11 protein-coding genes and 1 tRNA gene are annotated in these 14,551 nt (G+C 47.0%); 4 read left to right on the top strand and 8 right to left on the bottom strand.

Features of this window, described 5'->3' with window-relative positions:
• Window positions 1-40 precede the first annotated feature (40 nt).
• Both B3A20_RS06095 and B3A20_RS06090 read right to left on the bottom strand, forming a co-directional pair.
• Entirely contained in the window at window positions 41-925 is an 885-nt protein-coding gene (locus tag B3A20_RS06095) for an OmpA family protein (protein ID WP_290762826.1), read from the bottom strand.
• An 11-nt stretch (window positions 926-936) separates the two neighbouring features.
• The gene (locus B3A20_RS06090) at window positions 937-1,317 is read right to left on the bottom strand and encodes a hypothetical protein (protein ID WP_290762825.1); all 381 of its coding nucleotides are present in this window, start codon (window positions 1,315-1,317) and stop codon (window positions 937-939) included.
• Window positions 1,318-1,461: 144 nt separating this feature from the next.
• Between B3A20_RS06090 and B3A20_RS06085 the strand changes: the two genes are divergently transcribed.
• Window positions 1,462-2,586, top strand: a complete 1,125-nt coding sequence (locus B3A20_RS06085; protein WP_290762824.1) for an RICIN domain-containing protein — start codon at window positions 1,462-1,464, stop codon at window positions 2,584-2,586.
• Between the two features lie 174 nt (window positions 2,587-2,760).
• Here B3A20_RS06085 and B3A20_RS06080 read toward each other — a convergent pair whose 3' ends face one another.
• The 5 genes from B3A20_RS06080 to B3A20_RS06060 form a co-directional block, all read right to left on the bottom strand.
• On the bottom strand, window positions 2,761-3,075 hold the full coding sequence (locus tag B3A20_RS06080) for a hypothetical protein (protein ID WP_290762822.1): 315 nt from the start codon (window positions 3,073-3,075) through the stop codon (window positions 2,761-2,763).
• A 23-nt stretch (window positions 3,076-3,098) separates the two neighbouring features.
• Window positions 3,099-3,183 (bottom strand) — tRNA-Ser (locus tag B3A20_RS06075).
• 212 nt (window positions 3,184-3,395) lie between these two features.
• Complete coding sequence (locus B3A20_RS06070; protein WP_290762820.1) at window positions 3,396-5,090, bottom strand: M3 family oligoendopeptidase; 1,695 nt, start codon at window positions 5,088-5,090, stop codon at window positions 3,396-3,398.
• A 6-nt stretch (window positions 5,091-5,096) separates the two neighbouring features.
• Window positions 5,097-5,774, bottom strand: a complete 678-nt coding sequence (locus B3A20_RS06065; protein WP_290762818.1) for a hypothetical protein — start codon at window positions 5,772-5,774, stop codon at window positions 5,097-5,099.
• Window positions 5,775-5,826: 52 nt separating this feature from the next.
• On the bottom strand, window positions 5,827-8,403 hold the full coding sequence (locus tag B3A20_RS06060) for a response regulator (RefSeq protein ID WP_290762816.1): 2,577 nt from the start codon (window positions 8,401-8,403) through the stop codon (window positions 5,827-5,829).
• A gap of 220 nt (window positions 8,404-8,623) precedes the next feature.
• On the opposite strand from B3A20_RS06060, the gene B3A20_RS06055 reads away from it, so the two are divergent.
• The 3 genes from B3A20_RS06055 to B3A20_RS06045 all read left to right on the top strand — a co-directional run bounded on the left by B3A20_RS06055 (window position 8,624) and on the right by B3A20_RS06045 (window position 13,248).
• Window positions 8,624-9,220: a PadR family transcriptional regulator gene (locus B3A20_RS06055; protein ID WP_290762815.1), complete on the top strand. Its 597-nt coding sequence runs from the start codon at window positions 8,624-8,626 to the stop codon at window positions 9,218-9,220.
• Between the two features lie 240 nt (window positions 9,221-9,460).
• Entirely contained in the window at window positions 9,461-11,989 is a 2,529-nt protein-coding gene (locus tag B3A20_RS06050; protein ID WP_290762813.1) for a GH36-type glycosyl hydrolase domain-containing protein, read from the top strand.
• 125 nt (window positions 11,990-12,114) lie between these two features.
• Window positions 12,115-13,248, top strand: coding sequence for an AgmX/PglI C-terminal domain-containing protein (locus tag B3A20_RS06045; RefSeq protein ID WP_290762811.1), 1,134 nt, complete (start codon window positions 12,115-12,117; stop codon window positions 13,246-13,248).
• Here B3A20_RS06045 and B3A20_RS06040 read toward each other — a convergent pair.
• Window positions 13,227-14,519: a PAS domain-containing protein gene (locus B3A20_RS06040; RefSeq protein ID WP_290762809.1), complete on the bottom strand. Its 1,293-nt coding sequence runs from the start codon at window positions 14,517-14,519 to the stop codon at window positions 13,227-13,229. The two genes, B3A20_RS06045 and B3A20_RS06040, sit on opposite strands and share 22 nt — an antisense overlap.
• Window positions 14,520-14,551: the final 32 nt, after the last annotated feature.

The following is a 14,551-nucleotide window of genomic DNA, read 5'->3' as shown; positions in this document are numbered from 1 at the left end:
CAAGGCGGGGATGACAACAAAAATAGTTCTTAATCTTGAACTACTTCACCTTCTGCGTACGGTCCGTGATAACGAGGTCCACGCGACGGTTCTTCTGGCGACCTTCCTTGGTGGAGTTGTCCGCAATCGGCATAGTCATGCCAAGGCCCTTAGCGGTGAGGCGGGTTTCTGCGATACCCTGTTCCACGAGGAATTTCATCACATTTTCAGCACGCTGCTGAGAAAGCGTCATGTTAAATTCTTCAGAACCGGTGTTGTCTGTGTTGCCTTCAATGGACACGTCAAACTGCTGGTAAACAGAGAGGATACCGGCAATCTTAGCAAGGCTTGTCATGAGGTCGGTCTTCAAGGTGGCGCGACCCACGTCAAACAAGATATCGGACATCGAAAGGATGATACCGCGGGCGTCCTTGGTGACCTGAATCATCTGGGACTGGAGCGCGTTTAGCTTGTCCATAGCTTCGTTCTTGCTGGCTTCGAGCTTGTCCTTCTGGGCCTTGATGGCCTGCTTTTCGGCTTCGAGGTCAGAGACCTTGCCGCTGCGAGCTTCACCAATCTGTTCCTGGATGGCTTCAATAGTGCGGTTTGTGGCGGCTCGTTTTTCCCAGTTTTCGGCGATATTGTTGCGTACAGCCTGGGTTTCGCCCAGCAGTTTTGCAAGTTCAGCGTACTTTTGGCAGTTCTCCAAAATAGTCGGAATCAACTTGGATTCGTCATCGTCGGCATAAATTGTTTCGAGTGCGCTCAAGGTACCGTAGCCTTCGGCAAGGGTAAGCTTGGCCGCATTGGCGTTGGTGGGGAGTGTTGTCTTTGCGTTGTCGAGTGCAAGTCTGCACTGGTCGACTGGAGTGACTCCTGCGTTTTCCGCGGCGAAACTCATGGAAGCGGCGAGGGCGCCGAGTGTCAAAATCTTAATCGTCTTCATTTTGCGGCTCCTTACTTGCTGGTTTCCTTATTGAGAATGCTCTGGTACAAGACCTTGCGTTCTTCATCCGCGCGGAGTGCTTCTTCGAGCTTCTTGTCTTCGTTCTTTGCAGATTCGTATTCGGACTTGGCTATAGCGAGACGCATATCCAGTTCACTCTGTTCTGCTAAAACTTGGGCTTCTTCTTCGTTTCCGTCGTCTTTCAGGGCTTTTGCTTTGACCCACTTGGAGTATGCATTAGACGTAATCTTTGCATCAAGATTGTTCGATGCTAGAGAACGAGTGGCTTCGGCTTGGCCTAGGGTGCGGTTTACGGCGTTTTGGCTACTCGAGCAGCCGGTAAGGGCCACGAGAGCAATAACAGAACAACATGCGATTATTTTAGCCTTCATTGGGGCTTCTCCTATGATTGATAATCAGCGCTAAAATTACATTTTGGTTTATTAAAAAGTTCTTGCAATGCCTCAAAAACTTTTTTTACTTGCGTATATATATGGAATAGTGTAAATTGAGTAAGTGTATAGGGAAGGATTTTTATGAAAAAAAATTTTAAAAGATCAAGCCTTGTTGGATTCTTTACCTTCCTTCTTCCTTTATCAAGTGCTTTTGCTGGCAACGTTGAATACCATTTGAACAAATCCGCAAATCCGACTCAGGACGAACTCGACGCCTACGAACATATTACGGCGGCGATGGATTCGGCGGTTTACCTGTACAACAAGTATTCCGACCTTTCAAAGCATATCGAGGTTTACTACAGTTCGGGCGTTCCGACAGCTGAGGCGAGCAGCAATGGTGACTTGCGTTTTGGCAAGGATCGCAATTACATGTACGTGGGCACTGCCATGCACGAAATGGCGCATACCATGGGCATGGGGACGACTTCGGAGTACAAGGCGATGATGGACGGGGGCGTATTCAAGGGCGAAAAAGCCCAGGCGCTCATCAAGGAAATTGATGGTCCGGATGCCGTGCTCAAAGGCGATAGCCAGCATTTTTGGCCATACGGCATCAATTACAAGAGCGAAGTCCATTCCGAACAGGACTTGATCAATCACGTGAAAATCGTGAACGCGATGTACCAGGACATTTTCAAGGAAGCATTCTTCAAGCAGGGGAGGATAAAGTCCCTTTCTGAAGGAAAATGTATGGGAATAACTCGTTCGAACACGCTTGATCTTATGGACTGCGCCGATACAGCGACATTTGTGAAGATTTATTCGATGGGCGATAAGCCTGTTACGTACCGCTTCCAGCTCGGGAACCGCGTGGTCGATATTCCGAATGAATCAACCGCGGCTGGTGTAACAGCTTCGACTTATGGTTACAATGGCGGTGCGCACCAAAAATACCAGCTCGAAGATGCCGGAGTGAACACTCCAAATGCTTTCCTTCTCAAGAATTACAAGAGTGGGCTTTATTTGCAGGCGGTCGGTAAAAATGTCGTGCAGAACCCCATGCCATCGCGCTCCGATGATTTCATCTGGAAGATTGAAGAACAGCGAGCCGATACTACAGTTAAGCCGGTAGCCATTTCAAAACGCAGAATTCCAAACAAGAAATTGGAAGAATCAATGCCTGAGCGATTGTTTGACGCTCTTGGGCGTGCTGCAAGCAAAATCCGTCACAGCGTAACGTCAAGACTGTTGAAAAACAATTAAATAGTCCCGTCAAATCTAGTCCAAGCTGTAGCTACAGAATACTTCGCTGCCATTCACCATCATAGTATGATGGTGGTAATTTGCTCAATGATGCTTTAGCACAAATGACGAATGTGTAGAATATAAAAAAGACCGCTAAATGCGGTCTTTTTTGAACTTCTTATTTTTCGAAGATTAGAAAGCGTCTGCTGCTGCATCGCTTGCTTCTGCAACTGCTTCTGCGCTCGGAGCAACTTCTGCGGCGGAAGCCTTTACCGCTTCTTCAGTCACATCGTTAACGCCTTTTTCAACCATCGTAAGCTTATGTTCCTTAAAGCGGTTCATGGCAATAGTTGTCGGCTTTTGAGTGAGCTGAATGTAACCCTGTTTGGCCTGATTGTTAATGAAGCGGGCTTCGTGAGCCATCATGACAACAGCACGGAAAACCGAACCCTGACATTCTTCACTAGCATAGATATCATCAAGATAAACTCTTTGAGATTCAGCCATTAGGTACCTCGAAAAATTTTTAGAAGAGGGAGAGGGATTCGAACCCTCGTTACCGTAAGGTAAACACGCTTTCCAAGCGTGCGCCTTCAACCACTCGGCCATCCCTCCGTTAGGATGACCTCCACTGGGGAGGTGCGCCAATAATAACTTTTATTTTTTCGTTTGTCAAGTCCTACGGCGCATTTTTTTCATTTTTTTTGAAATTTATCAAAAAAAATGTAATTAAGAGCTAAAAAAGGAGATGCCCGCACTATGGCGGGCTTGACAGTTGGCTTGGCGGCGAAGCCGCGATTTTAGTCCTACAACCTGTAACCTAAGACCTATAGCCTACTGAGTTCATCCCATACAACTTGCATCAAGGGTTCCAGCGTTTTCGGCGTGAAATCGAACTTGATGTTTGCTGTGGCAAATAGTTCTGGAATCGGACGGCTGCTGCCAAGACTTTCTGCCTTGAACAAGTCGTCGATTGCCTTTTGCGGATCCTTTTTGAAGTTAGCCCAGACCTGCAATGCTCCTATCTGTGCGATGCCATATTCTATATAATAGAACGGGCATTCGAACAAATGAAGTTGCTTTTGCCACAGGTTACGGCGAACAGCTTCAAGTCCAGAGTAATCCACACCGGCATCGTAGCGGTCCATGATTTCGCTCCAGATATCGCTGCGATCTTCGGCGGTATGAGTCGGGAAGTTGTACAGACGATGCTGGAAACTGTCGATGCTTGCGACCCACGGGAACAGCCAAATCACGTCGGCGAGTTCGCCTTCGGTGCTGCGGACAATCGCTTCGTGATTGTCACCGTAGAACGGCTTCAGGTTCGACATGCCGATGAGTTCCATGCTCATGCTTGCGACTTCGGCAAATTCAGCAGGAACATCGCGGTAGGCGAAAATCGGCTGGTTTGCAAGCGCAAACTGATGGAACGAATGGCCGGATTCGTGCAACAGCGTGTAAATGTCGCGGTCCGTATTCGCGGAGTTCATGAAAATGAAGGGGAGGCGGCTTTCGTCAAAACCAATCTGGTAACCGCCTGGAGCCTTGCCGAGCCTCGAATCCGGATCGATAAGTTTTTTTGCCTGCATTTCACGGGCCCACTTGCCGGCCTGCGAATGGATGCTTTCAAAAATGGAATCAACCTTTTCAATCAGCTCGTCACCGCTCTGGTACGGCTTGAGTGGCGGCCTGTTCAGCGGGTCGACATCCAAATCCCACGGGCGCAAACGTTCGAGTCCCATCTTCTTGGCGCGGCGCTTGTACATTTCCTTCTGCAACGGGAGCACGAGCTTTTCGATGCTTTCGTGGAAAGCTTCGCAGTCGGCAGGAGTGTAGTCGAAACGATGTTTTGCAAGGAAGATGTAGTCGATGAAATCCTTGCAGTTTGCGTTCTTGGCAATCTGCTTGCGAATTTCGAACAACTTATCGTAAGATTTATCTAACGCATCTTTGTCCTGGAGACGGCGTTCCCACATAGCCCGCCAGGCGCGTTCGCGAAGATTGCGGTCGGTCTTTTCCATGTAGGCGGCAAGCTGCTGCATGGTCTTGACCTCGCCGTCGAACTCGACGCTCATGCCACCGGTGATTTTCTGGTACGCCTGAATAGCCTTGTTCTCTTCGGTTTCAAGCGGAATGTTATCGGGGGAGAACAAGTCCAAAGAAACTTGCACGCCCTTGAGCCATTCACCGAATTCGCCCTTGAGTGCGTCCTTGGATGGGTGCGCCATCAGCTTCCTATTCAGCTTGTCGTCGTATTCAATCATAAGCGGTTGAATGTTTTCGACAAAATCTGAATAAGCCTTGGCGGCTTTTTCGTCGCGGGTATCGCAAGTCATGGCGACATAGCGCCTACAGCTCACTTCGCCAAGAACCGATTCCAGTTCGCTCCAATCTAAAACCCATTGACGGAGCTCTTCTACGTTTACAGGAATATCGCGCTGCAAAAGAGCGCGATATAGTCTAGAGATTTCTTTTTCATCATCCGGATTCAAATTCTCCGGAACAAAGGTACGTTTTTTCATGTGTTATTATTTAATTATTTTTCCGAGCCATTTGTTCACGAGAAGATCAAACAATCTGTCGCGAACGAGGTTCTGGAGTTTTTCGACATCTTCTGGCTTCACGTCTCTCTTGATTTCGAAGTCCTGAGAGACCGGCTTTCCGCCTTCGGTGAGGGAAACGTCGATAAAGCCAGCAATGCCGTAGTACTTGATTTCGTTAATCTTAAAGACGTTGGCATCCAGAGGGAACGCTGCGTTGAAGTGCAAGTCATTGTCGCCTGGTGCAAGTCTGATGGTATCCTTTAGGGTCAAAGGGACTGTGACAAGCGTGTCGAACTTGATTTCAACCTTGAGCTGGTTGATCCAGAGCGTGTCCTTGGTGTTGTTGTTCGCATTCAGGAAAACGTCAAAGTTGGCGTGACCAAGGCTCTTGTTGATAACGTTCTGGGAAAGGTCCTTGACGAGCATGACTGCTTTGGGGTTCGGCAAGAAACCGTCCATTCCGTTATTCACGAGTTCCATGACATCTTCAAAGACATCGACGTTATCGAATGTCAAGTCCTTGTACTCCATCTTTGTCTGGATCAGGATTTTGGCGGCCTGAACCTTCTTGATGAGAGAACAACCGGTGAATGTCGTTGCCACGAGTGCGAGGGCGCCCGCGATAACGAGGGAAAGTGAGAGGCGTGAGAATTTGGTTTTCATATTTATCTCCTTATCTTTTAATCTTTATTATAATAAAATATCGAGGACTGTGCTAGCTCAATCTGAAATCTGCAAGTGTTTGGATAAGTTTTTGGGCGTCAATCGGTTTTGACAGATGTCCGTTCATTCCTGCTTCGAGGGCGTTTTTCTTGTCTTCTTCAAAGGCGTTTGCCGTCATGGCAATGATTGGGATTCTAGACTTCTGCGGGTCATCGAGCTTGCGGATCGCCTTGGTAGCATCGTAGCCGTTCATGTGGGGCATCTGCACGTCCATCAAAATGAGCTCATAATCGCCAGGAGCTGCTTTACGCACTTTATCGACGGCAATATCGCCATCATTTGCGGTATCGACGATTAGACCGTTTTCAGTCAGGATTTCTTCAGCGATTTCTCGATTCATCTCGTTATCTTCAACGAGCAACACCTTCATTCCCTTAAGAGGGATTGTCGTAATGGTTTTCTGTTCTGTAACTTCAGTCTTGAATTCCTGACACCACTTCATCGGGATGCTCACGACAATCTTTGTACCTTGCCCTTTCTTGGAAACGATGTTGATTGTTCCGCCCATGATGTCTGTCAGTTTCTTTACAATGGTCATGCCAAGACCTGTCCCTTGGATGCGACTGACGGTGGTGGAACTCTCGCGTGTAAATTCATCGTAGATGTGCTCGACGAATTCGGAACTCATGCCAATGCCGGAATCTTCAACGGTAAGCACGTAATTTCCATAGCCATCCCGCTCGCATTTTTGTTCTTCGAGGGTGCACATGATGCTTCCGTTTTCGTTGGTGTATTTGATTGCATTTCCGATAATATTTGCTGCAATTTGGTTGACGCGGTCGCAATCTACAAGGACGAACTTATGCTCGATGTTTGTGATTGTCGCTGTAAACAGTATGCCCTTAGTTTCAGCGTGCGAACCGTATGTTGTCGAAAGCGCCTTGATTACATTTTCAAGATTGCATTTCTGTTCGTTCAGGATGATTTTCCCGGATTCGACGCGCGACATTTCGAGCACTTGGTTTACTAGCGACAAGAGCTGCTTGCCTGCGATATCAATTTTGTCCAAGTAGCCCTTTACGGTTTCATGGTCGTCGATGTGCTTTTTGGCCATCGTCGTAAATCCCATGACCGCGTTCATCGGGGTACGGATGTCGTGCGACATGTTGAAAAGGAATGTCGTTTTGGCCTTGCTTGCTTCTCTAGCATCGGTTAACGCCTGTGTTAGTTTTTTGTTAGCCTCAATCTCCTTTGATTTTTCTGCGGTGATATTTCTGAATAAAATAATACCCTTGTTGACAACATTCTTTTTTATTTCGACTGGGATATAGACCATGGTGATGTATTCTTTACGGCCATTTAGTTTTGTATTGCTGAATACAACACTTGGAATGTAATCGAGGACCTTGCGTTCCTTGATGGTGACGTTAAAGAATGTTCTAAAATCTTCGCCATTCTGCATGTCGTCGTTGTACTTGACAAATCCTTCGACAATATCATCTAGGCGGCCTTTTTTGGGAAATGGCATTGGCATTATCGAGAGGTCCTTGAATGTTCCGTTTTCGGCATCGACGTAGATCATGGCTCTTGCAATTGCGTTTTCGGCTATGGCAATGTAGTTTGCCATGCTGTTCTGTCGGGATTCGTTACGCATTATCAAAAGTTGCACAATCAGGAGGTAGATGATGTAGCTTGCAAAAATGACGATGAGCAGAAACTGTAACATGCGCCCAGCCTTGATGCCCATGGAATAAAGGCTTTTGGAGGCTTCTATCGGAAAGTTTGAATAAACGCTCAATGGGGCTGTTTGCAGAGGGGCGATGTAACCTTGTATTTCGTCCGTATAATCTTTGTATTGGTAGCTGGATGGTGTTCTTGTTGTATATGCCTGAATAATTTTATTTCTATTCTCCTCGTCGAATTTTGAGGTATAAAGGAATTGCTTGAAGTTATCCTTGTATGGACCAAGAACCGAGGTTTGCTGCATTTTCATAGATTCAAGCGCAATTAGACTTTTACCTTCTGTATTGACGATGCCTGCAGAGGCGTGCGCTCCGTAAACCTTGTAGTCAAGAAATCTCTTTATTGTGTTTTCGTCGTACGAAGTGGAGAGGATACCGGTGATTTTATCTTGGACGAAGACTGGTGCGTAAAAAACAATGTAAGCCGGTGTGGTATTTGTCGGCATTATCACAAAGATACCGCTATTGCCTTTCATGCCGTCGGTGAAATACCACTTGTTGCCATCGTAACTTTTTTCACCAGAAGTCTTTAGGGTCAAACCGGTGGAATCCGTAAAGTAGAGGTGGTCAAACTGAATAATCTTCTCAACTTCTGCCAAGAAGACGGCGTTCATTTGTCCATCAGGGATTTCATTGGAACTGAGCTTTGTTAGTGCTTCGACGGATTTAAGGGAGCTTGAGAAAATGTCATCAAGCTTGTTTGCCATGGCGAGTGTAATATCCTTGATATAGTCCCTGTTTCGCGCCATGACTGCGTTCTTGTCTTCGGTCTGGAACGCAGAAAAAGCTTCGATAATTAAGTAAACGACAAGGATAAGAGGAACAAACCTTATGAAGGAATACTTAAATCGATTGTTCTTCTTCTTTATTTTTTTTAGACTCTGCACGGAGCTCCCCGTATTATGCATTGGATACTTAAAAATATACACTAATTATCGGTGCGATTTTCGAATTTTGCTGAAAAAAAGAGGAAAAGCTCTGGGCTGTGGAGAATCGTATATTTTTCCGATTTTTTACATCATATGTTATCTTTTTTGCGAAAATAATGTAATTTTCATATGAGTCAATTATTCCAACTTGGAATAGTAGTTAATTTAAGGAATCTAAATGAACCGTTACGATCTTGTTTTGCTCGGCCTCATTCTGGAACACGAACGCAGTGGGTACGATATCATCACGGAAATTCGTGACAGAGAACTTGACCGCTGGGCGAAGATTAGCACTTCGACCGTTTATAACAGACTGATAACGCTTGAAAAGAACGAATGCATTGTCGGTCATTCCGAACGCGACGGAAACCGCCCGGAACGCATGGTGTTCAACATCACGGACAAGGGTAGGGACGTTCTCCGCAAAGAGGTCCTGAAGCATTTGACTGGTTTCAATGACGATCCGCGTACGCTTGGTTTTGCTTTCCTCTACGGTGCCGAAAACAAGGAAGTTATCCGCACGCTCGAAGTGCATGAACGCAGACTGGTTCAGGAAATCGAAAATCTTGAAAAGATGATTGCCGAAGAACCGCGTCCGACGCTTTACCCCGAAGGTCCGTTCCTCAACTGCATGAGCCGTGACCACATCTTGGTGGAACTCAAGTACGTGCGTGCCGCTATCGGCATTTTGCGCGACCCGGTCCGCAGCAAGAAACTCGGCGGATACTTCTATATCAATTTCGGTAACAGAGATTTTGAAAAGTTTGAAGAATAGAGTTTAGACGAAAGAACGGGCTTACGCCCTACAGACTAGAGACGAAAGAGAAAAAATGGCGCTTAGCGCTAGTAAAACATTGGTTAAATGAATTACTTTCTCTCGTCTCTCGTCTCTCAACTCTCGTCTAATTTCTAAATTTACCCCGCAAAAGTTTTAACGGTTTCTGATAGGGTTCCTAACCACTAATCACCAACCACTAATCACTTTTTACAACACCCCCTCTCTAACGGAGATACAATGGCTACAAAAACAGTGAAGAAGAGCGCTGCAAAGAAGGCCCCGGCAAAGAAGACCGCTAAGGTCGCTGCCCCAAAGTATGGCTACTTTGATGACGCTGCAAAAGAATACGTGCTCACCACCCCGGCTACCCCGATCAAGTGGTGCAACTACGTCGGTACTCTCAACTTCGGCGGTATCGTCGATACGACCGGCGGCACTCTCGTTTGCAAAGGCGACCCGGCTCTCAACCGTATCACCAAGTACATTGCACAGATGCCGTGCTCTGACTTCAAGGCCAGCACTATCTACATCCGTATCAAGGATGGCAAGAGCTACAAGATTTTCTCCCCGTTCTACGTTCCGACACTCGTCAAACTTGACAAGTGGGAATGCCACGTGGGTCTTTCCTACATGCGCTGGATTGCCGAAGCTTTCGGTCTCCGCGTGCAGGTCACGATTTTCGTCCCGACGGGCTCCAACACGCTTCTCCAGGACATCCAGGTGACGAACATCGCCGGTGGCGCTAAGGAAGTGGACATCATCCCGGTTTATGAATTCAGCCACTTCGAAGCTGAAAAGCAGCTCACGAACGCCGACTGGGTTCCGCAGACCATGACCCTCAAGGGCCACTGGGAAAAGGACGGCCACGTCGTTTTGGAACAATACGCTTACATGAAGCGTGACTACGCCGTGAACTACGTTACTGCAGACTGCAAGGTCGGTAGCTTCGATGGTGACCGCCGCGTATTCCTCGGTCAGAACGAAATGGGTTCCTGGGCAAATCCGCTCAGCCTCCAGAACAAGGAACTTGCAAATAGCGAATGCGACCGTGGCGATAACATTGCCGCTCTCATGATCCACGCTGGCAAGATCGCAGCCAAGAAGACTTTCCGTACCTGCACCCAGCTCGGTCAGGAACAGAGCCTCAAGGTTGCGGCCAAGGCTATCAAGAAGTACCGCGACTTGAAGAACGTGGACAAGGCTTTCGACGAACTCGCAAAGTTCTGGGAAAACTACCTCTCCACAATCCAGGTCAAGACTCCGGATGCATCCTTCAACACGATGGTGAACGTGCACAACCCGCGTCAGTGCCACACCACCAAGAACTGGAGCCGCTACCTGTCCCTCTATCAGTTGGGCTACGGCACCAGCCGCGGTATCGGTTACCGTGACTCTACTCAGGACCTCATGGGCGTCATGAGCCACATGCCTGAAGAAGCTCTCGTTCTTACGAAGAATCTCATCTCCGTGCAGCGTCCGGAAGGTAACGCTATGCACCAGTACGCTCCGCTTGCCCTTGCCGAAGACAACGGCAACGAAGCCAACGCCGGTGACTCCCGCGAAAAGGCTGGCGTCCTCGACGCTAACGGCAATCCGATGTATGCCGACTGGTACGGCGATGACCACCTCTGGATCGTCCTCACTGTCGCTACCTACCTCAAGGAAACAGGCAAGATGGATTTCCTGAGCGAAGAAATTCCGTTCTACGTTGCAGGCAAGAAGCATGCTGAACGTCCGACTGGCACGGTCCTCGAACACTTGAAGCGCGCTCTCAAGTTCACTCGCGAACACCTCGGCCAGCACAACCTCCCGCTCCTCGGCTTTGCCGACTGGAACGACTGCATGAACCTCCCGCTCGGTGCAGAATCTACGTTCAACACTGCTTTGTACGCAAAGGCTTTGCTCGAAATGATGGGCATTGAAGAAGCTCTCGGCGACAAGGAAGCCGTTGAAATGTACAAGGGCTGGTACGAAGATGTCAAGAAGGCTTTCAACGACAGCGCTTGGGATGGCAAGTGGTGGACTCGTTGGTTCGATAAGGACGGCAACGGCTACGGCGTTTCCTCTGCCAAGTACGGCAAGATTTACTGCAACGGCCAGTCCTGGCCGGTCATCGCTGGCATCGCTTTCGGCGACCGCGCAGTGCAGGGCATGGACAGCTTGAACAAGCTCCTCAACACCAAGTACGGTGTGAAGAGCTCTACTCCGGGTTACCGTGGCTTTGAACCGGCTGTCGGTGGCATCTCCACCTATCCTCCTGGAGCAAAGGAAAACGGCGGTATCTTCCTCCACACGAACCCGTGGGTGATGATTGCCGAAACTATCCTCGGCCGTGGCGACAACGCCTTCCAGTACTACAACCAGATCAACCCGGCTTCCAAGAACGACATCCTCGACGTGTTCGAATCTGAACCGTACTGCTATCCGCAGAACATCCTCGGTGACGAACACAAGCAGTTCGGTATGGGCCGTAACGCATGGCTCTCCGGTACTTCTACTTGGACGTATCAAGCTGCAACGCAGTTCATTCTCGGTATCCGCGCAAGCTTCAACGGTCTCGTTGTCGATCCTTGCATCCCGAGCGCATGGAATGGCTTCGAAGCAACCCGTAAGTTCCGCGGTGCTACCTACCAGATCACAGTGAAGAACCCGGATCACGTCTGCAAGGGCGTTGCAAAGATGGTTGTTGACGGTCAGGAAATCGATTCCAACGTCGCCCCGATCTTTACGAAGGGTGTTCATAAGGTCGAAGTGACATTGGGTTAATTTACCCGGTGTCATGCCCGCCACCGAGCGGGCACCTCCTTCTCGGAGAATCTTGAACATTTCAAAAGCTCCAGTCTCTAATGAGGCTGGAGTTTTTTCATCCATATATTTTGTATATATAAATTATGGCGAATTTTTTCGGAAAATATTTGGGTATGTTTGTGCTCTTGGCTGCGGCGATGCTGTGGGCGGGGTGCAGCGATGTTGATAAGATTGCGGAAAAATCTACGGAACAGGAAAACACTAAAATTGAATATCCGAATGAATCGAAAAAAACAGTTTATGACAAATCCAGTGTCACAATTCAAGAAAAACAAAAAGTTCTTGATAATGTTTATGAACTGCTGAACGAACCTCCAAAGAGAGACTATAGGTTTGACCAAACTCAATTTAATGCAAATAACGTTGAAATAAAGATATCAAGAGCTGTTCTAATTGATGATAGCCTCTATAATAATGATGTAGAGAAAATTGCCAATATCCTTCGTAAAAAATCAAAAGATTTGTTTAAAACCTATGATTCGTTTTACAAAAAGGATGTTCACGAAGAATGGAATCATCTCTTTTTAACTTTAGACATTTTCATAAATGAAAAAGGTTCTGTTAAAAAGATTGAATTCGATAAAGTTGATAATAAAGTACATAAAGGCTTTGAAAAGAAAATTATAGAACTTCTGAAGCGGACTCATTTTAAAGATGTTGGTAAAAATATTGTTTCGCTGTCATTTGACTTTCATCATCCGATAAAAGATATCACTAATTTTGAAAGACTTGATGGTCTTCTTTACGGTTCTCCTGCAGTGCTTATGAGTAGAGTAAAAGGTGCAGTAAACACACCGACGAAGGACGAATTAATATTATCAAACGGAGTTATATATGATAAAGCATCGATTTTAAGAGTCATTCGTCAACGGATACCTGGATTGCGTCACATTTATAACAAACATTTAAACAGAAATCGCGCAAAGGCATGCCAAAAGAATAATCAAGACGATGTCGATCCAGATTTTAGCGGAACTATAGTTTTTCAGTTGAATATTGATGTAAACGGATTCGTCCAAAAAATTGATATTCAATCTTCGAATACCGGCAATAAAAATTTCGATGACGAAGTCAAGAACGCAATAAGCCGTTGGATATTCCGGGAGTTGAAATCAAGTGATGTCGTCACATTCCCGATAACATTCTTTAAAGATGTTTCAGAGTATGAGATTACGACATCCTACAAGAAACCGACTTATCCTGAGATTCGCATATAGACGCAAAGCACGCGGCTCACGGTATAGCCGGACTTGAGGAGCGACTTGAGCATGGGCACGACGTTGATGGTACAAATCCAGTCGCTGTCATCAAATTTTCCTTTCCAGCTCTTTTGTGAACCATTGTCAAATACATCCTTGATCATAGATTCGTAGTAGGGGAGGTATTTGACGGAGATGACATCGCGCAATGATTTATTTACGACTTCGTTTGTCTTTGCAAATCCAAAATCTGTTGCAAAGGCGTTGTTGCATCCTAGAATATTGAAGTTTCGGTCAACCCAGAAAACACCAACGTTTGGAAAATTGAAGAAAGAATTTATTAGAGATTCTTCGACACCACTCTTCATGAGGAACGGAATTTCGGGAGATGTTTCTACGCGGCGGGCTGATCCCATCATCACGATGCGGTCTTCGTCGTCAGGGGAAAGGTGACCTCGGAAATCATACCAGACGAGATTTTTTTCACTATTCCAGCAACGGATTTTGAGCGTGTCAAATCGTGCGTTTTCATTGGCGAGGCGATTGAGTTGGCTCTGTTCGTCGAGCAAGTGGCCTTTGTCGTCATAGGCGGCTTCGCCACCGGCTTTCATCATACATTCGTTCATCACGCGTTCGAGCAGTTTGAAGTCGTCTTCTGGCATGAGCGATTCAATGTCAATCACACCTCCAGAGCGAGGAACGTCGCGATAGTCATCATCCATCATCGGCGTGAGCAAAAAAAGCTGACGGCTTTCGAAATCAAATTTCCACAGGAAGTCACCCGTGTTGCGCAAGAGCGATTTCAGCTTTGTTTCGGCTTCATCCAAACGATGCTGGTTTTCGACCGTGTTAGAAATGTTCTTAATCAAGCAGATGTAACGAGACTCGTCCATCGAAAGGCGTTGGTGCTGGCAACGCATTTCGAACCAGAGCATGGTGCCGTCATCACGCTTGTACGAGAACATGAACGGCATTTCGGGATGCTTGTCGATATCGTCAAAGTAAAGTTTGAGACGAGCCCAGTCCTTCGGCGGAAGAATATCTCGGAACAAGCGGTCCTTGCTCAAATTGTCAAAGAGCGGGTCCGACATGAACTGCGGAAGTGAACTGATGAATTCAAACTTGTCGGAAAGTACGACGATGAACTCACCCAGGTTGCCAGCAAAGAGTGTATAAAGCCGTTGCCTTTTCCAGTAATCGAGCAACAGTAAAATGGTGACAATCAATAAAAGCAAGAGCACGGTGCAGACGTAGCACCAGCCCACAGACCAGTCAATAGAGTTCATCATATATTTATAAGATAATCAATTTTACAGGGATG

Source organism: Fibrobacter sp. UBA4297 (assembly GCF_002394865.1).
GTDB lineage: Bacteria > Fibrobacterota > Fibrobacteria > Fibrobacterales > Fibrobacteraceae > Fibrobacter.
This window is presented reverse-complemented; position numbering and strand designations above follow the sequence as displayed.